Below are 21,545 nucleotides of genomic sequence, written 5' to 3' on the forward strand. Positions count from 1 at the left end.
TTATTTATATTCATTCCAAGATGTAATTAATAAATTATTCATAGATAACTTGCAAAAAGCCTGTATAAAAACTTTTGCTAATCTAGCATTAGTTATCAGAGGGATATTAAAATCTACAGCATAACGTCTGATCGCATAATCGTTATCTAATTCTGATTTACTTAAATTTTTTGGAATATTAATAATTAAATCAAATTTTCTATTTTTAATAAAATCGATCACGTTTGGATATTTATCAATATTTCCCCAATGAACCCTTACAGACGGAACTCCATAATCAGATAAAAAATGATTAGTTCCTTCTGTTGCAAATAATACATATCCTTTTTTATGCAATAATTTTAAAACTTCTAAAAGATCCAATTTAGATATCATGGGTCCTCCGGATATAAGTATATTTTTTTTAGGAATAGTATACCCAACAGAAAGCATAGATTTTAATAGTGCCTCATCAAAAGTGATTCCTAAACATCCTACTTCTCCTGTAGAAGACATATCTACTCCTAAAACAGGATCTGCGTATTGCAATCTAGAAAAAGAAAATTGAGAAGCTTTCACTCCTATAAAATTCATAGTCAAAAAATTATTTTCTATTTTTTCTTTATTTTTTCCAATAAGAACTTGAGTAGATAATTCAATCATATTGAAATTAGAAACTTTGGATACAAATGGAAAACTTCTAGAAGCTCTTAAATTACATTCAATTACTTTTAATTCATTGTTTTTAGATAAAAATTGAATATTGAAAGGCCCAGATATATTAAAATGTTTAGATATTTTTTTAGATATTATAACTATTTCTCTTAATGTAGATAAATACAAATTATGTGGTGGATAGACTAATGTTGCATCTCCGGAATGTACTCCAGCAAATTCTACATGTTCTGATATTGCATAATATAAAATTTCTCCAGTTTGAGAAACTGCATCTAATTCAATTTCTTTTGCATTTTGAATAAATTCTGTAATTACTAATGGTTTATCTTTAGAAATAGAAATTTTATTATTCAAAAGATAATGTTTAAGTTCTTCATGATTAGAAATTATGTTCATATTAGCTCCTGAAAGAACATAAGATGGTCTAACTAAAATAGGATAATCTACTTCTTCGATAAATTGATAAAGATGATCAATATTAAATAATTCTTTCCATTTAGGTTGTTTTATCTCCAACAAGTCCATAATATTAGAAAATTTGTATCTATTTTCTACTTTATCTATGGAAATAGGAGATGTCCCTAAAATTTTTACTTTATTTTCATAAAGCTTCAAAACTAAATTATTAGGAATTTGCCCTCCCATAGAAACTATTGTTCCTTTTGGATCTTCTAAATCAATAATATCTAAAACTCTTTCTAAAGTAAGTTCTTCAAAATATAATCTTGTACAAACATCAAAATCGGTACTTACTGTTTCAGGATTATAATTAATTATTATAGATTTATAACCTTCTTTATTAAGTGTTTGTAAGGAACTAACACAACACCAATCAAATTCTACACTGCTTCCAATTCTATATACTCCAGATCCTAATATAATAATTGATTTTACACTATCTTTTTCATAAGAAACGTCATGTTGAATCGCGTGATAGGTCATATACAAATAGTTTGTTTGAGCAGGATATTCAGATGATAAAGTATCTATTTGTCTAACATATGGAACTATATCTTTTTCTTTTCTATATTTTCTTATTTCTTGTTCTAAATGATAAACATGTTTTTTATCATATTTTTTATGATGAGTACATTTTAACAAACTTGCTATCTGTAAATCAGAAAATCCTTCTTTTTTAGCTTGATGGAATAACGTATTCGGTATTTTGCTCCAATGATCATAAGACGAAATCTTTTTTTTGGTTTTCAACATATTCTCCATTTGATATAAAAACCAAGGATCTATTTTTGTTAAATGATGTATTTTTTTAATCGAAATACCTTTTTCTAAAGCTTCTTCTAATAAAGAGATTCTTTGATCTGTAGGTTTTTTGATAGTTTCCTGAAGCAAATTCACAGATCCTATTTTTTTGGTAGTGGTATTAGTGTTCACATTGATAAAACCTAATAATCCAATGTCTAACATACGAATTCCTTTTTGCAAAGCTTCTTCAAAAGATCCACCTATAGCCATTACTTCTCCTACACTTTTCATACTGCTTCCAATTTGATTAGAAACTCCATAAAATTTTTTTAAATCCCATCTAGGTATTTTGCAAACAACATAATCTAATGATGGTTCAAAAAATGCAGTAGTCGTTTTATTTATCGAATTTTTTAATTCATGTAATCCAAATCCAATCGCTAATTTTGCAGAAACAAATGCTAATGGATAACCAGTTGCTTTAGAAGCTAAAGCACTTGAACGAGAAAGTCGAGCATTCATTTCAATTACTCTATAATTATTTGATTTAGAATCTAATGCAAATTGTACATTACACTCTCCAACTATATCAAAATTTCTAGCAATTTCAAAAGAAAGTTTCCTTAAATTAAAATACTCATAATTGGTTAAAGTTTGGGTAGGAGCTACAACAATACTTTCACCAGTATGAATACCTATAGGATCAAGATTCTCCATATTACATACTGAAATACAATTATCATACTTATCTCTAACGATTTCATATTCAATTTCTTTCCACCCATTTAAATATTCTTCTATAACAACTTGAGAAGAATAGGAAAAAGCTTGATTGACTATTTTTTTTAAATCATTAATATCTTTTGCAAAACCACTGCCTAATCCACCAAGTGTATAAGCAGATCGTATTAGAATAGGAAATCCTATGTGTGAAGAATAATCTATTGCATTTTCTATAGAATGAACAACAAAACTTTTTACAGTTTTTATTTTCATTTTTTGTAACCTTTTTCGAAATATATCTCTATCTTCACTTTGAATAATAGATTCAATTGAGGTTCCCAAAACTTTAATATTATACTTTTCAAACACTTTTTCTTTGAAAAGTTGTATACCACAATTCAATGCTGTTTGTCCGCCAAAAGATAGCAAAATTCCTTGCGGATTTTCCTTTTCAATAACCTTTTTGATAAAAAACGAGGTAAGAGGTAAAAAATAAACCTTATCTACGATTTCATTTGAAGTTTGAACAGTAGCAATATTAGGGTTAATCAATATAGTATAAACTCCTTCTTCTTTAAGAGCTTTCAATGCTTGTGTTCCAGAATAATCAAATTCACCTGCTTCCCCTATTTTTAAGGCACCTGATCCTAGGATAATAACTTTATCTATTTTCATTCTTGTGAAGATTGTTTATTATATCTTCTAATCACATATTTCATAAAAATATCAAATAAAAATTCAGTATCCATAGGTCCACAAGATGCTTCTGGATGAAATTGCACAGAAAAAAACGGTTTACTATTATGGATAATTCCTTCACAAGTATTATCATTCAAATTTTTAAAAAACACTTTCCATTCTATAGAAAGTAATGAGGTATAATCTAATCCAAAACTATGATTTTGTGATGTAATAAAATGTTGTCTAGTATTGATCAATACTACTGGTTGATTAACTCCTCTATGTGCATATTCCAATTTATAAGTTTTTCCTCCAGCTGCTATTCCCAACAATTGATGCCCTAAACAAATACCAAATATTGGTTTATCTATTTTCATGACCTTACGTATATAGTAGATAGGAACTTTATAAAGTTTTGGATTTCCAGGACCATTAGAAAGTACTAATCCATCATATTCTTCTTTTGTAAAATCATAATTCCATGGAACTCTTATAATTGTACAATTTCTTGCTAATAAACAACGTAAAATATTATTCTTTAACCCGAAATCTACAATCAGTATTTTATATTTACCTTTTCCATATATAACTTTTTTACAAATAGAAACTTGTTTTGCTAAATTTTCTTTATTAGGATCATAAAAAGGAATATTTTCTTTTTCCATTAAAATTTTTCCCAACATAGATCCACCTTTTTTTCTTAATTTTTTAGCAAGTGATCTTGTATCTATGTTATATAATCCAGGTATACCATTATATTCTAACCAATCTGATAAAGTATATGTCATATTCCAATGGAATGGCCTATTAGAATAATAAGAAATTATTAATCCTGATACTTGAATTTTATCTGATTCATAAAATGGACAAATATATCCTTCTTTTTTAGTAGTAGTATCATCAGTATTGTTCAAATCAATTGGTACTCCATAATTTCCAATCATAGGATAAGTATAAGTTAGAATTTGGCCTTTGTAAGAAGGATCTGTTAAACTTTCTGGATAACCTGTCATTGCAGTGTTAAAAACTATTTCTCCAGAAGAAGAAACTGATGCTCCGAAATGAAACGCTTTATACTTTGTACCATCTTCTAATATTAACATTGCCTTTTTATTACTACTATTATCTTTCATCATGTTTTTCCTAAAAATGATAATGCGTTTTTTAACTTGTTAACAAACAAATCAACATGACATTCTTTAATACTCAATGGAGGTAGCAATCGCAAAACATAAGGATTACTGGAGACACCAACAAAAACTTTTTCTTTAAATATTAGAACATTTTTTAAATCATCAACAGGAAAATCAAATTCTAAGCCCATCATCAATCCCCTTCCTCTGATTTTTTTTATTGAAGATATTATATGTAATTTTTTCAACAATAATTCACCCATTATTTTTGCATTTTCAATTAAATTTTCATTTTTAATGATCTCTAATACAGAAATTCCTGCAGTACAAGCTAAATGGCTACCACCAAAGGTAGTTCCCAACATTCCATGATAAGGTTTAAATTTAGGATGAATTAATACAGCTCCTATAGGGAATCCATTACCCATTCCTTTAGCAATAGTTATTAAATCTGGTTTTATAGAATAAAATTGATGAGCAAAAAATAAACCCGTTCTTCCATATCCACTTTGCACCTCGTCAACAATAAACACTGCATCATATTTTTTGCATATTTTAGTTGCTTGACAAAAAAAATTTGATCCAGGATCAATAATACCAGAAATACCTTGTATTCCTTCCGTAATTACAGCACAAACATTTTCATGTTGTAATTGTTTTTCCAAAACATCAAGATCTTTGTACTTTATAAAAGTGATATTATGTTGAGTGTTGAACGGAGATACTAATTTATAATTATCCGTAACTGATACACTTCCACTAGTTCTTCCATGAAAAGCTCCTTTAAAAGCAATCACTTTTTTTTTACCTGTATGAAAAGAAGCAATTTTCAATGCATTTTCATTAGATTCAGTTCCAGAATTACAAATAAATAATGAATAATCTTCATATCCTGAAAGATTGCCAAGTAAATTAGCTAATTTTTGTTGTTGATGAATAATAACACTATTTGAATAATAGGATATTTTATTATTAATTTGATTTGTTAAAGATTTAAGATAATTTGGATGTGAGTGCCCAATAGATATAACTGCATGTCCTCCATAAAAATCTAAATACATATTATTTTGTTTATCAAAAACATAAACTCCTTTACTATGTTGCAGTTCTACATTTATAATAGAATAAACATCAAATAATTTCATTATTCTTTATTTTTCAGAAACGAATAGATTTTAAATTTAAACCATAGGTTTCTACTAAATTAAAAATCAAATTCATATTTTGTATAGCTTGACCAGAAGCTCCTTTGATTAAATTATCAATAATACTTATAACGATAAATTTATTTTGTCTTTCAATAAGATGTAAAAAACATTTATTAGTATTAATCACTTGTTTTAAATCTATATTTGTTTCTGAAATTTCTACAAACGGATGATTTTTATAAAAATCATAATATATGTTTTTCTTTTTTTCTAAAGAAATATCAGAACTCAAAGTAGTATATACAGTTGATATAATACCTCTAGAAAAATTTCCTCTATAAGGCACAAAATAAATGTATGGAGAAAAATTATTTTGCAATTTACAAATTGTTTGTTCTATTTCATTCAAATGTTGATGAGTAAATATATTATAAGTAGACATATTGTTATTCCTCCAACTAAAATTATTTGTATCAATTATTTGTTTTCCAGTACCTGTAGAACCAGTAATAGAACTGATATGAATATCTTTTTTTAATAATTTTATTTTAGCTAAGGGTAAAATTGCTAAAATAATTGCTGTAGCAAAACATCCTGGATTTGCTATATTGTTAGACTCTTTAATTATATTTTTATGTAATTCTGGTAGTCCATAAATAAACTTTCTATCTTGAAAATAAGATTGATTCTCATTTCTAAAATCTTGACTTAAATCAATAACTTTGCTATGTTTTGGTATATTTTGCAATTCTTTTCTGGATTGGCCATGTCCTGAACAAAGAAAAACAAGGTCAATGTTTTGGTCTAATGATTTAGAAAATTTCATATTGATTTCTCCTAATAGATCTTGATGAACATCATGAATAAAAGATTCTGGATTGCTTTTACTAACTACACTTATAATTTTAGCTTTAGGATGATAAATTAACAATCTTATCAATTCTCCAGCTGTGTACCCAGTTCCTCCTATTATCCCTATTTTAATCATTATTATTTTCTTCTTTTAAATTATGATACATTTTCATTTGATTGCTCAAAATTTTTGTAAATCCTGTTATATCTTCTTTTGTCCAAGCATAATTCATTTCCCCATATTGAGCCATATTGGATGTCATTAAATCAAACTTAGATTTAATTCCAACCAAATTAAATCTGTATGGATATAAAACTACTTTTACTTGACCAGTTAATCTTTCTTGTGTACTGCTTAAAAAAGTTTCTATATTCCTCATAACAGGATCTAAATATTGTGCTTCATGAAGTAGCATTCCATACCAATTGGATAATTGGTCTTTCCAATATAATTGCCATTTTGTCAGAATATGTTTCTCTAATAAATGATGTGCTTGAATAATAATAATTGCAGCAGAGGCTTCAAAGCCAACCCTACCTTTAATTCCTAAAATAGTATCTCCAATATGAATTCCTCTTCCTATTGCAAATTCTGATGCTATTTTTTCAATTTTTATAATATTTTTTATAGCTTTTGCTCTTTCTCCATTTACACCAACCAATTCTCCCTTTTCGAAGTCTAATGCTAAATTTTCACTTTTGGTTCTTTTTAATTGTTTCGGATATGCCTCATTAGGGAGATCCTCTAATGAGGTTAATGTTTCTTTTCCTCCAATACTAGTCCCCCAAATTCCTTTATTGATTGAATATTTTGCTTTGTCCCACCCAATACCAATAGAAATACCAAAAGTTTTTAAATATTCTATTTCTTCTTTCCTTGAAACTTTAAAATCTCTTATAGGAGATAAAGTAATTGTTTCTGGACAAATAATTTGAAAAGCTATATCAAATCTTATTTGATCATTTCCAGCACCTGTACTTCCATGAGCAATAGCTTTTGCTTTCATATCTCTAGCATATTTTGCAATTTTAATTGCTTGAAATATTCTTTCTGAACTAACAGAAAGTGGATATGTATTATTTTTTAAAATATTGCCAAATATAAGATATTTTATACAATTCTGATAATACTCTTCTATCGCATCAATAGATTTATGTGATTTAGAACCTATTTTTAAAGCTAGAATTTCAATATTTTTTAATTCACTTTTTTTAAATCCTCCTGTATTAATAATAACAGTATGTACTTCATATCCTTTTTGAATTAAAAATTTTAAACAATAAGATGTATCTAATCCTCCACTATAAGCCAACACAATTCTATCTCCATCAAATAATTCATTTTTTTTACGTTTTTTTAACGGATTATATAGCATTCCCGTACAAAGGCACATTTTTCTTTTATTTCTTGTTAATATATCAAAATTGGAACAACTTTCACATCCTTTCCAAAATTTTTCTGATTTAGTAATCTCACTAAATGAAACAGGTTTGAATCCTAATTCTGTATTGATTTTAATGACATAATTATTGGTAGTAATGCTAAAAATTTTAGAATGTGGAAATTTTGTTTTTGAAAGATTAAAAATTTCTAATTTAATAATTTTTGCTAATCCTTGTTTCCTATATTCTGGAAATACAATTAATCCAGAATTAACAACAAATTCCTGTTTTTGAAAAACATCTAAATATCCAAATCCAGCAAGTTTATCATTACAAAAAGCAATAACTGCATTACCAAGAATCATTTTTAATTTAATGTATTCTGGATCTTTTTTAGCAATACCTGTTCCTCTAATTTTTGCTGATTCCTGTATTTTATTACAAATAATATAAGCATATTTTGTATCTTGTTTATTAGATACTCTAACATTTATTTTCATTTTTTTCAGTAACCAAACCTAAACCAACTACTACTAGTATAGTATACTAAGTTTTTATCAAAAAAACTATAACATTACAAATTTAATAAAGACTTTTAATAAATGCTACTTTTTTTTAATTCAAACAAACATCAACTCCTTTAATTTTTTCCAATTCTTTTAAAAAATTGTAGTTGATTTCCAATTCATATTTTATAGATTCAAAATAAATACTTTTATTTTCACGATTATATATCATGATATAAAGTTTTTTATTACCTATATTTTGAGATAATAAAAGATTTTCCAATTTATCAATGGTTATCTTATTTAAATACTTTAATTGTATTTTTAAGATTAATTTATTAATCCATGTTTTTAATATTTTTTTAAAACTTTCAATACGATACATTTGTATCTTTTCAAAAATTATTACATACGAATAAAATGATAAATTATTATTATAATGTTTGTATTTTAAATATTTTTTACCATTTCCATGAATGATCAACCTTTTAGAAAAATGGTTATCTTCTTCCAAAAAAATTCCATATAGTTTTCCATTTTTCATATTATCTTTTTTGGCAAAAAAACCACATATATACAATGTTTTACCTATAATTTGTTTTGCATAATGGTTCAATTGATCCAAAGATAAATTAATAAAACATGTTTTTTTGTCAACTTTTGTATTTGTAACATAAGAACGTATAGATAAATCAATTCCCAAAACTTCTTTTTTTTTATCAATAAGAGTATTTTTAGTCCATAACTTATTATTTTTTTTTTTTATTATAGCTTGTATATCATCCTTTATAGAATGTTTTTTTTTAATACTATGATGTTTGGATCCAACTTGTATAATCTTTTCTATTATGCTTGACTTATGAGTTTTTTCTTTTTTTTGTTCTTCTTCATCAATATAAAAATACGTTTCTCTATCAATATTAAATGAGTCTAATGCCCCAGATAAAATTAAACTTTCCAAAGTTTTTTTATTCACTATCCTCAAATCTATACGTTCTACAAAATCAAAAATATTTTTGTAAAATCCATTTTTTGTTCTTTCATTCATAATTATTTTTACAGCATTTTCTCCTACTCCTTTTATTCCTCTCAATCCAAATCTAATAAATGTTGGATTAATGACTGTAAAACATGAATCACTATAATTAATATCAGGTTCAATAATATTAATTTGCAATCGTTTACATTCTTTAATAAAAAAAGATAGTTGTTTCATATTATCCATATTATTACTCAATACTGAGGCCATATATTCACATGGAAAGTGAGTTTTAAGATACGCAGTTTGAAATGCTATATAAGCATAACAAGTAGCATGAGACTTATTAAATGCATAAGAAGAAAAGCATTCCCAATCTTTCCATATTTTTTCTATTCCTATTTTTGAATATCCATTTTTAATAGCATTATATATAAACTTGTTCTTTAATTTATTAAGTTCCCCTTTGTTTTTTTTACCCATAGCTTTTCTAAGAATATCTGCTTCTACTTTAGTAAAATTTGCTATTTTTTGAGATATTAACATTACCTGTTCTTGATAAATAGTTATTCCATAAGTATCTTTTAAAATTTGTTCCACTTCTGGAAAATCATAAGTAATAGATTCATATCCATGTTTTCTTGATATAAAATTAGGAATGTATTGCATTGGTCCAGGTCTGAACAAAGCATTCATTGCAATTAAATCATCAAATTTATCTGGTTTAAGATCACGCAAATATTTTTGCATACCAGGAGATTCATATTGAAAAACTGCAACAGTATCACCTCTTTGAAATAACGAATAGGTTTTTTTATCCTCTAAAGAAAATTTCAATAGTATATCTGTAGTACGATTTTTTAATAATTCTAATGTATCCTTAATAATTGTTAGAGTTTTTAACCCTAAAAAATCCATTTTCAATAATCCAGTTTTTTCTACAACATTATTATCAAATTGAGTTAACATCAAATCAGATTCTCTTGAAATTGCAACTGGTACATATTCTATAATATCATATGGACTAATTATAATTCCACAAGCGTGTATTCCAGTACTTCTAATAGTCCCTTCTAACATTTTTGCTTTTTCTAAAATTTGGCCTTCTAATGAATATTGATTTTTCGCTATATTTCTCAATCTTTTAACCTTATCAAGATCCATTTTTTTCATCTTCTTCATAATAAGACTGAAATTTTCTGATAATATATATTTTAATGATACAGAACATTCAGGAATCATTTTAGCTAGACGATCAGTTTTTTCTAGCGATAGATTTAATACTCTAGCCGTATCTCTAATAGAAGATCTTGCACCCATAGTAGCATAAGTAATAATTTGTGCAACTTTATTTTTACCATATTTATTAACTACCCATTCAATAATTTTATCACGTCCTCTATCATCAAAATCAATATCAATATCAGGCAAATTGATCCTTTCAGGATTTAAAAATCTTTCAAAAAGAAGTTGATATTTTATTGGATCGATATTAGTGATTCCTATACAATACGCAACGACAGATCCTGCTACAGATCCTCTACCAGGCCCTACTGAAATATTCATTTTTTTAGCTATATATATAAAATTTTGAACAATCAAAAAATATCCTGGATATCCCAATTTTTCTATTGTATTTAATTCAAAATTAATTCTTTTTATAATTGATTTTGAAATTAATGGATAACGTTTTTTAGCTCCTTCATAAGTCATTATTTTTAATAATTTGTTTTCATCTATATTTCCACCACCATCAATTTTATCCATAGTATTTTCAAAATTTTTTGAAATATTAAATTTTGGAAGTAATATTGGATGTGAAAGTTGATAACAATCAATTTTATCAATTAATTCTTCTAGATTATCAAAAGCTTCTGGAAGATCAGAAAATAATATTTTCATTTCTTCTGTACTTTTAAAAAAAAATTCACTATTAGGAAATCCAAATCTATATTCTTTTCCTGTGCCTATAGGAGTAGATTTCTTTTTTACATACTTTATGCAAAGTAAAATATCGTGTGCATCAGATTCTGTTTTATCTAGATAAAACGTATTATTTTGTATAATAAATTTAACATTATATTTTCTAGCAAATTGAAGTAAAATTTGATTTACATAATCTTCTTCTTCTAATCCATGACGTAATAATTCAACGTAAAAATCATCTTGAAAAATTTCTTTCCACCACAAAAATATTTTTTCTGCTTTCATCTTTCCATAATTAAGAATTGTATATGGAATTTCTGCATTTAAATCACCGGTAATTGCGATTAAATTATCTTTGTATTTTTCAATTAATTTTTTACCAACTCTTGGTCTACCAGAATAATACCCATCTAAGAATCCATGAGAACAAAGTTTTGACAAATTATGATATCCAGCTTTATTTTTGGATAATAAAACTTGATGATAATATTTATCTGGTTTATCTTTAGTGAATTGTTTTTGCAGATAATTATCTGATATAAATACTTCACTACCAATAATACCTTTAATAGATTTTTTTAAATATGAATATTTTTTATTTGCATCATTAATAGCATCTAAAAAATAAAAAACACCCATCATATTACCATAATCAGTAATTCCTACTGCTGGCATGTTATTACATATAGCTCTTTCAACTAAAGATTGAACTTTAATAGTAGAATGAAGAATGGAAAAACAAGTATGATTATGAATATGGGAGTATTTTTTATTTTTCAATTTTGTTATATCGCATAATAAGTTGTGTTTAGTTGGATACTTATTATAGCTAGTGGTGGTGGTGGTGTACGTGGGGTGAATCACATCTTTGAATGATACTATAGATGAAGGAATGATCATAGGAAAAATTTCTCTAAACTTGTTGATAATTTTTTCTTTTATTCCACTTTTACTGTAATTAATTACTCCTAAACGTAATAGTTCTAAAAAACAACGGGCAGTAGCTTTTACATCATAAGCAGCATTATGAGCGTGATTTAATGTAATTCCGAATAATTTATAATATAATTCAGTCAATTTAGGCCATTTAAATTTTTTTTTTACTCCAGTCCCAGGCAATTTACAATAATCAGTTGCCAGATTTTTGGTATCCAAAATTTTTTTTTTATTTACTTTTAATAAAGTTTTTTTGTTGATCCTAAAATATTCGCAATCAATAATATTTATATCAAATTCTAAGTTATGTCCAATTATATATTCAGATTTTTTCAATATTTTTTCAAATTGGTTTATAACAAATGTTAAATTTTTTCCATATTTTTCCGCAATTTGATTAGTAATACCATGAATTTTAAACGAATTGAAAGGAATTTCGTAATTATCTGGTTTAACTATAAAATTTTTAAATTCTAAAATTTTCCCAAAACAATCATGACTCTGCCAAGCAATTTGTACTAATCTTGGCCAATTTTCTGTATCAGTAACAGGATTTTTATAATATATTGGTAAGCCAGTCGTTTCAGTGTCTATAATAAGATACATTTATTGATATTTAAAAAACAATTTACGCCTATACTCTAGAAAAGACAAAAGACAGTTATATTTTTGAAATATATGTTTAAATGATTTATAAAAAATTATGATTAGTTTTGTATGTTTTTAGATTGATTCTTCATTCTTTATAAGTAGAAGAAAATCTAAATAATTTTATGGTTGTAATAATAAAATATATGTCTAGTCAGACCCAAGGAAAAATTAACAAACACACATTAAGTAATAATAAACATTTCATCAATCGAAATAACAATCAAAACAGTCAAAAAAATAGTTTTAATTGGACAAAATATGAAAATCATTTTAATGAGGCCAATCAAAAAGCAAGAATAAAGTTTGAAAAACTATATACAAATACTTTACCAAATATTCAAGAATTAGAAATATATCAAGGAATTGTAACATTAATGACGGATAATAGTATTATAGTAGATATTGGATTTAAAGCTGAAGGAGTTATTCCTATTAATGAATTTAGAGAGGAATTTAAAGATGATTTAGATCTTACAATTGGAAGTAAAATAGAAGTTATGATGGTAAAAATGGATTATAAAGGCCAATGTATATTATCATATCAAAAAGCAAAAATTTTAAGAAGTTGGCAACGTATTAATGAATATTATATAAAAGGAGAAGTGATTTTGGGATATGTTGTTTCCAGAACTAAAGGAGGATTAATTGTTAAAATTTTTGATATAGAATGTTTTTTACCTGGATCCCATATTAATGTCAAACCTGTTAAAGATTATGAAACTTATGTAGGAAAAACAATGGAAGTTAAAATTGTTAAAATTAATAAAAAAACAAAAAACGTTGTTGTATCTCACAAAGTATTGATAGAAAAAGATATAGAAAAACAAAGAAAAAAAATGATTTCTAAATTAGATAAAGGACAGGTGTTAGGAGGTAAAATTAAAAATATTCTTCCTTATGGAGCATTTGTAGATTTAGGTGGAGTAGATGCATTATTGCATATAACAGATATGAGTTGGGCACATATCAATCATCCCACTGAAATAGTACAATTAGAACAAGAATTAAAATTTGTAGTTTTAGGTGTAGATCAAGATAAAAATCGTGTACAGTTAGGATTGAAACAATTACAAACTCATCCTTGGAATTCATTAGATAAAAATTTAAAGGTTGGAAGTAAAATAAAGGGAAAAGTAAGTGTATTAGCAGATTATGGAGCTTTTGTTGAAGTAATTCCTGGAGTAGAAGCTTTATTACATATTAGTGAAATGTCTTGGTCATCAGACTTATCTTCTCCACAAGATTTTGTACAAATAGGAGAAGAAATCAAAGCTTTGATTTTAACTATTGATAGACACGAAAGAAAAATGTCTTTAAGTGTTAAACAATTAACTGAAGATCCATGGATAAATATTCAAACCAAATATCCTGTTGAAACTAAAACAGAAGGTACAATCATAAAAATTACTACTTTTGGAGTTTTGATAGAACTAGAAAAAGGAATATCTGGAATTCTATATACTCATGATCTTTCATGGACAAAAAAAATCAAACATCCATCTGAATTTTGTAATTTAAACGAAAAGTTGGAGATAATTGTTCTTTCTTTGGATATAAAAACAAGAAAATTGCATTTAGGTCATAAACAAATTATAGAAAACCCTTGGAATAAATATGAAAAAGTATATTTTATAGGTAGTGTTCACGATGGAGTATTAATTAATTTATTTGATAAAGGAGGAACTGTTAGCATTAATCAGGAGGTAGAAGCATTTGTTCCATTAAGATTTTTAGAAAAAAAAGATGGAAGTTTTGTTAAAAAAGGAGAAGAAATTAAATTTAAAATTACCGAATTTGATAAAGAATCTAAGAAAATAGTCGTTTCTCATACATCTACTTTCCGTGATTGTGATACAGATTCTAAAAAAACTTCTCGTGTAAAAAAAATAAAAAAAATCAAAAAAAGTAGAAAATTTGAAATATCTACTCTTGGAGATATAGAAGGATTGGTGAAATTGAAAGAAAAAATCGAAAAAGAAAAAGATAAATAGGTTCATGGATAATAGGATATTATATACACACCCTATTGCAGAAAAAAAAGGTTGGAAGGTTGGAATTGATTTTCCTATTTGGGCAAATAATGAACTATATTTGACTACAATTAAAAGTGGATATTTATTAGATGGAGAATCTCCTTATGAAGCATATAATAGATTAGCTAAAAACGCTGCACAAATTCTTAATAAACCAGGATTAGAAAATAATTTTTTCAATATTTTATGGAAAGGTTGGCTGATTCCTTCTACTCCAGTTATGGTTAATCTAGGAACAGAAAAAGGATTACCTATAAGTTGTTTTTCTGGACGAATTGGAGATAGTATGTATGAGATATATAGAAAAAATTTAGAAATGGCTATTCTTAGTAAACATGGAGGAGGGACTTCATATGATTTTAGTTTAATAAGACCAATTGGTAGTTATATAAAAAATGGTGAATTAGGAACTTCAGATGGAATTATTCCTTTTATTAAATCATATGATAGTTCAATTATTGCTAGTAAACAAGGAAAAACTAGAAGAGGAGCAGTTGCAATATATTTAAATATAGAACATAAAGAATATACAGAATTTTTAAAGATAAGAGAACCTCTAGGAGACATCAATCGTCAATGTCATAATATTCATCAAGGAGTTATACTTTCTAATTCGTTTATGAATAAAGTTTTAAAAGAAAATGGAAAAGAAAGAAATTTATGGATCAATACATTAAAAGAACGTGTAAAAACAGGAGAACCTTATCTTTTTTTTAAAGATAATGCTAATATAAATCTTCCAGAAAATTGGAAAAAATATGGATTAAAAATACATCATAGTAATTTATGTTCTGAAATTATGTTACCTACAGATGAAAGTCATACTTTAGTATGTTGTCTTTCTTCTTTAAATATTTATAAATATATAGAATGGAAAAATACTAAAACTGTATTTTATTCTATATTATTTTTAGATGCTGTTCTTCAAGAATTTATTAATAAAGGGAAAAATATTAGAGGAATAGAAGATGCTGTTCGTTTTGCGGAAAAAAGTAGAGCGTTAGGTTTGGGTGCATTGGGATGGCATTCCTATTTACAATCTAGGATGATTCCTTTTATTTCATTAAAATCTGATATGTTAATTCATGAAATTTTTAGAAAAATACAATTAGAATCTTACAAAGCTACTAAATATTTAGCTGAAGAATATGGAGAATCTGAATGGAATATAGGGACTGGAAGAAGAAATTTAACTTTAATGGCAATAGCTCCAAATAGAAGTTCTGCTAAACTAGCAGGAGGCCTTTCTCAAGGAGTAGAACCTTTAGCGGCTAATATATATGTAGATGATGATTCAAAAGGTATGTATATACGAAAAAATCCTTATTTAAAATATATTCTTGCAAAACGTGGATATGATCTTCCTGAGATTTGGGAACAAATAGCAAATGAAAAAGGATCTTGCTTGAATTTAACGATTTTGAATGAAAAAGAAAAAAATGTTTTTTTATGTTTTAAAGAAATTAATCAATTAAATTTAATAAAACAAGCTAGTATTAGACAAAAATATATTGATCAAGGACAAAGTATTAATTTATCATTTCATCACAATACTCCAGCAAAATTTATTAATATGGTACATCTTGATGCTTGGAAAATAGGATTAAAAAGTTTGTATTACTATAGAAGTGAAAGTATTATTCGAGCAGATCACGCAAAAAATAGCGAAGCGAAACATTAATAAAATAAAGGGCAGCGACTTACTCTCCCGGAATAACCAGTACCATCAGCGCTAATGTGTTTAACTTCTCTGTTCGGAATGGGATAGAGGTTGGACCACATTGCTATGACTACCCAATAAAATAAATATTATAAAATAATAAAACATAATATATAACATATATGAAGAGAGAATATAAGCCTATGGGTAATTAGTACTATTCAGCTATGACATTACTGTCTTTACACTTATAGCCTATCAACGTTGTCATCTTCAACGACCCTTAAAAGAAGCCTAATCTTGTGGTTAGTTTCGCACTTATATGCTTTCAGTGCTTATCTTTTCCGAACGTAGCTACTCAGCAATGCACCTGGCGATACAACTGATACACCAGAGGTTCGTCCAATTCGGTCCTCTCGTACTAGAATCAGATCCACTCAAGCTTCTAACGCTCGCAATAGATAGAGACCGAACTGTCTCACGACGTTCTGAACCCAGCTCGCGTGCCACTTTAATGGGCGAACAGCCCAACCCTTGGGACCTTCTTCAGCCCCAGGATGTGACGAGCCGACATCGAGGTGCCGAACCTCCCCGTCGATGTGAGCTCTTGGGGGAGACTAGCCTGTTATCCCCGGAGTACCTTTTATCCTTTGAGCGATGGCCCTTCCATTCGGAACCACCGGATCACTATGCCCTACTTTCGTACCTGATCGACTTGTATGTCTCACAGTCAAGCACCCTTATGCCATTATACTCTACACACGATTACCAAACGTGTTGAGGGTACCTTTGGGAGCCTCCGTTACCTTTTTGGAGGCGACCACCCCAGTCAAACTACCCACCACGCAATGTTCTCAATTTTTTGTAATTGAGTTAGATTTCGACTGAAAAAAGGGTGGTATTTCAAGGACAACTCCACATTATCTGGCGACAACGCTTCAAAGTTTCCCACCTATCCTACACATTTTTCAATCAAAATCAATACGAAGCTATAGTAAAGGTTCACGGGGTCTTTTCGTCCCATTGCGAGTAATCGGCATCTTCACCGATATTACAATTTCACCGAGCTCACGGCTGAGACAGTTTCCAGATCGTTACACCATTCGTGCAGGTCGGAACTTACCCGACAAGGAATTTCGCTACCTTAGGACCGTTATAGTTACGGCCGCCGTTTACTGGGGCTTCAGTCAAAAGCTTCACCGAAGCTGACTTTTTTCTTTAACCTTCCAGTACTGGGCAGGTGTCAGACCCTATACATCATTTTTCAATTTAGCAGAGTCCTATGTTTTTGATAAACAGTCGCCTGGATCTCTTCTCTGCGGCCTTTCTTTTCAGAAAGGCTACCTTTCTCCCGAAGTTACAGGTTCATTTTGCCTAGTTCCTTAGCCGTGAATCACTCGAGCACCTTAGGATTCTCTCCTTAACTACCTGTGTCGGTTTTGGTACGGTTTTCTTTTATCTGAAGCTTAGAGGCTTTTCTTGGAAGCTCTTACCTGCGCTATCCACTCACCCGAAGGTTTATGGTACTATCATAGATCAGCAAAACATACGGATTTTCCAATATATTTTATACCTAACTATTTTAACGTACACTTCCGTCCGTACGCGACAGTTTCATTGCTCCGTCCCCCCTATCGCAATAAAAGAAAGTACCGGAATATTAACCGGTTATCCATCGATTACACCTATCGATTTCATCTTAGGATCCGACTAACCCTCAGCTGATTAACATAGCTGAGGAACCCTTAGTTTTTCGGTGTGCAGGTTTCTCACCCGCATTATCGTTACTTATACCTACATTTTCTTTTGTAAGAGCTCCACTACATCTTACAATATAGCTTCTACGCCATTACAATGCTCCCCTACCGATTAATTAATCAAATTTAATCAATCCCATAGTTTCGGCGATATATTTATGCCCGATTATTATCCATGCTCAATCACTCGACTAGTGAGCTGTTACGCACTCTTTAAATGAATAGCTGCTTCCAAGCTAACATCCTAGCTGTCTGGGTAACTGAACTTCGTTAGTTCAACTTAATATATACTTAGGGGCCTTAACTGATGGTCTGGGTTGTTTCCCTCTCGGACATGGACCTTAGCACCCATGCCCTCACTACCGTGAAACATAATAACAGCATTCGGAGTTTGTCAGGATTTAGTAGGTGATGAAACCCCTTTATCCAATCAGTAGCTCTACCTCTGTATTACTTTAACACGATGCTGCACCTAAATGCATTTCGGGGAGTACGAGCTATCTCCGAGTTTGATTAGCCTTTCACCCCTACCCACAAGTCATCCGAAGACTTTTCAACGTCAACCAGTTCGGTCCTCCACTATGTGTTACCACAGCTTCAACCTGCTCATGGGTAGATCACTCGGTTTCGCGTCTAATCCTTCCGACTATATGCCCTATTCAGACTCGCTTTCGCTACGGCTCCATAGCTGAACTACTTAACCTTGCCGAAAAAATTAACTCGTAGGTTCATTATGCAAAAGGCACGTCGTCACTTCACAAAAAAGCTCCGACAGTTTGTAAGCGTATGGTTTCAGGATCTATTTCACCCTTCTATTCGAAGTACTTTTCACCTTTCCCTCACGGTACTAGTTCACTATCGGTCTCTGAGTAGTATTTAGCCTTACCGGATGGTCCCGGTAAATTCAGACAAGATTTCCCGTGTCCCGTCCTAATCAGGTTACTATGTAGGTAATTTTTTTATTTCGCATACAGGATTATCACCTTCTATGATGGATTTTTCCAAATCTTTCTGCTATAAAAAAATAGTCCTTATTCACAGACCTATAACCCCACTATAGCTATAAAACTATAATGGTTTAGGCTTTTCCGATTTCGCTCGCCACTACTAACGGAATCACTATTGTTTTCTTTTCCTCTAGATACTTAGATGTTTCAGTTCTCTAGGTTCGCTTTACTCTATTACGAGTAATATCATATCATCAATATGATAGGTTTCCCTATTCGGAGATCTGCGGATCTATTTGTATGTGCCAATCCCCGCAGCTTATCGCAGCTTATCACGTCCTTCATCGCCTCTCAGAGCCAAGGCATCCACCATACGCTCTTCATTAGCTTTCTTTAAAAATGTCTAATATTTGTTGTATTTGTATATTATGTATGTCAAAGAACTTCATAAAAAATAAATGGAGAATATCGGAGTCGAACCGATGACCTCCTGCGTGCAAAGCAAGCGCTCTAGCCAGCTGAGCTAATTCCCCCCCCTTTCTCTAAAAAATAGTCTCGCGCGGAATTGAACCGCGGACCTCTACATTATCAGTGTAGCGCTCTAACCATCTGAGCTACGAGACTGACATAATTATATAATTAATTAATCAATCTCTCTCTACCTCTATCTCTACTTCTACTTTTACTTTATAACTACTTTTAACTTTCTTAACTCTCTACTCTACTGTAGACTTCATGAATATTATTTTGAAGAAAGCTTCTAGCTCAATATGCAAAGAATTTTTTAAACTCTAAAAAAAAGAGATGTTCCAGCCGCACCTTCCGGTACGGCTACCTTGTTACGACTTAGCCCCAGTTATCGATTTTACCTTAAGCAGCTCCTTTTACGGGCACCGATTTCAGGTCTCCCCGACTTCCATGGCTTGACGGGCGGTGTGTACAAGGCCCGGGAACGTATTCACCGCATCATGGCTGATATGCGATTACTAGCGATTCCAACTTCATAGAGTCGAGTTGCAGACTCCAATCCGAACTGAGATCGGCTTTTAGAGATTAGCTTCTGATTGCTCAGTAGCGACCCTTTGTACCGACCATTGTAGCACGTGTGTAGCCCAAGGTATAAGAGCCGTGATGATTTGACGTCATCCCCACCTTCCTCTCGACTTACGTCGGCAGTCTTGTCAGAGTCCCCGACATTACTCGCTGGCAACTAACAATGAGGGTTGCGCTCGTTGAGGGACTTAACCCAACACCTCACGGCACGAGCTGACGACAACCATGCAGCATCTTGTACTCCGTCCAAAGACTAAACTATTTCTAGCTTATTCGTAGTACATTTAAACCTTGGTAAGGTTCCTCGCGTATCATCGAATTAAACCACATGCTCCACCGCTTGTGCGGGCCCCCGTCAATTCCTTTGAGTTTCAGCCTTGCGACCGTACTCCCCAGGTGGATCACTTATCACTTTCGCTTAGCCACTGAATATAATATCCAACAACTAGTGATCATCGTTTACGGCGTGGACTACCAGGGTATCTAATCCTGTTTGCTCCCCACGCTTTCGTGCCTCAGCGTCAGTATAGACTTAGTAACCTGCTTTCGCGATCGGTGTTCTGTGTGATCTCTATGCATTTCACCGCTACACCACACATTCCAGTTACTCCAGTCTCACTCAAGCCTATCAGTATCAATAGCAATTTTAACAGTTGAGCTGTAATATTTCACTACTGACTTAATAAACCGCCTACGCACCCTTTAAACCCAATAAATCCGGATAACGCTTGTGTCCTCCGTATTACCGCGGCTGCTGGCACGGAGTTTGCCGACACTTATTCGTATAGTACATTCACAATTCTTATCACGTAAGAATCTTTATTCCTAAACAAAAGCAGTTTACAACCCGTAAGGCATTCTTCCTGCACGCGGCGTGGCTGGTTCAGAGTTTCCTCCATTGACCAATATTCCTCACTGCTGCCTCCCGTAGGAGTCTGGTCCGTATCTCAGTACCAGTGTGGGGGATCGCCCTCTCAGGCCCCCTACCGATCATTGTCTTGGTAGGCTTTTATTCTACCAACTAACTAATCGGACGCACGCCCATCTCTTGCCACATTTCTGCTTTAATAAAATCTTCATGCGAAAATTTTATACTATAGAATATTAATCCAAGTTTCCTTGGCCTATCCTCTAGCAAGAGGCAGGTTACATACGTGTTACTCACCCGTACGCCGGTCGCCATCAAAATATATATAATATATTTTATGTTGCCCCTCGACTTGCATGTGTTAAGCCCGCCGCTAGCGTTCATCCTGAGCCAGGATCAAACTCTCCGTTGTAAAATAATTAAATACGCAAAAATTATATTAAAAAATA

General features: G+C 30.2%; 8 protein-coding genes, 2 tRNA genes and 3 rRNA genes. 2 read left to right on the forward strand and 11 right to left on the reverse strand.

The genetic code is table 11. The annotated features are described in order from the left end of the window. From carB to dnaE, 6 genes are all read right to left on the reverse strand, one after another. Entirely contained in the window at positions 1-3,258 is a 3,258-nt protein-coding gene (gene carB, locus H0H38_RS01455) for a carbamoyl-phosphate synthase (glutamine-hydrolyzing) large subunit (protein ID WP_185872547.1), read from the reverse strand. Next, the gene (gene carA, locus H0H38_RS01460; protein WP_185873011.1) at positions 3,255-4,397 is read right to left on the reverse strand and encodes a glutamine-hydrolyzing carbamoyl-phosphate synthase small subunit; all 1,143 of its coding nucleotides are present in this window, start codon (positions 4,395-4,397) and stop codon (positions 3,255-3,257) included. The genes carB and carA overlap by 4 nt, the downstream gene beginning before the upstream one ends. Next, entirely contained in the window at positions 4,397-5,542 is a 1,146-nt protein-coding gene (locus H0H38_RS01465) for an aspartate aminotransferase family protein (protein ID WP_185872548.1), read from the reverse strand. Before H0H38_RS01465 ends, carA begins: the two co-directional genes overlap by 1 nt. Before the next feature lie 13 nt (positions 5,543-5,555). Beyond that, the gene (gene argC, locus H0H38_RS01470) at positions 5,556-6,533 is read right to left on the reverse strand and encodes an N-acetyl-gamma-glutamyl-phosphate reductase (RefSeq protein WP_185872549.1); all 978 of its coding nucleotides are present in this window, start codon (positions 6,531-6,533) and stop codon (positions 5,556-5,558) included. Next, the gene (locus H0H38_RS01475) at positions 6,526-8,280 is read right to left on the reverse strand and encodes an argininosuccinate synthase domain-containing protein (RefSeq protein WP_185872550.1); all 1,755 of its coding nucleotides are present in this window, start codon (positions 8,278-8,280) and stop codon (positions 6,526-6,528) included. The genes argC and H0H38_RS01475 overlap by 8 nt, the downstream gene beginning before the upstream one ends. A gap of 115 nt (positions 8,281-8,395) precedes the next feature. Beyond that, on the reverse strand, positions 8,396-12,733 hold the full coding sequence (dnaE, locus tag H0H38_RS01480) for a DNA polymerase III subunit alpha (protein ID WP_185872551.1): 4,338 nt from the start codon (positions 12,731-12,733) through the stop codon (positions 8,396-8,398). 188 nt (positions 12,734-12,921) lie between these two features. Between dnaE and rpsA the strand changes: the two genes are divergently transcribed. Both rpsA and H0H38_RS01490 read left to right on the forward strand, forming a co-directional pair. Then, positions 12,922-14,769: a 30S ribosomal protein S1 gene (rpsA, locus tag H0H38_RS01485; RefSeq protein WP_185873012.1), complete on the forward strand. Its 1,848-nt coding sequence runs from the start codon at positions 12,922-12,924 to the stop codon at positions 14,767-14,769. Positions 14,770-14,773: 4 nt separating this feature from the next. Continuing rightward, complete coding sequence (locus tag H0H38_RS01490) at positions 14,774-16,492, forward strand: ribonucleoside-diphosphate reductase subunit alpha (protein ID WP_185872552.1); 1,719 nt, start codon at positions 14,774-14,776, stop codon at positions 16,490-16,492. A gap of 6 nt (positions 16,493-16,498) precedes the next feature. Here the strand turns inward: H0H38_RS01490 and rrf are convergent. From rrf to H0H38_RS01515, 5 genes are all read right to left on the reverse strand, one after another. After that, positions 16,499-16,609: ribosomal RNA gene (rrf, locus tag H0H38_RS01495) — 5S ribosomal RNA — on the reverse strand. Between the two features lie 53 nt (positions 16,610-16,662). Then, positions 16,663-19,569 (reverse strand): 23S ribosomal RNA (locus H0H38_RS01500). A 65-nt stretch (positions 19,570-19,634) separates the two neighbouring features. Further along, positions 19,635-19,708, reverse strand: a tRNA-Ala gene (locus H0H38_RS01505). A gap of 17 nt (positions 19,709-19,725) precedes the next feature. After that, a tRNA-Ile gene (locus H0H38_RS01510) sits at positions 19,726-19,799 on the reverse strand. A gap of 173 nt (positions 19,800-19,972) precedes the next feature. Beyond that, positions 19,973-21,508 (reverse strand): 16S ribosomal RNA (locus tag H0H38_RS01515). The 16S, 23S and 5S rRNA genes sit together here with 2 tRNA genes alongside, the layout of an rRNA operon. Positions 21,509-21,545 lie beyond the last annotated feature (37 nt).

The organism is Blattabacterium cuenoti, from assembly GCF_014252355.1.
Taxonomy (GTDB): Bacteria; Bacteroidota; Bacteroidia; order Flavobacteriales; family Blattabacteriaceae; genus Blattabacterium; species Blattabacterium cuenoti_AD.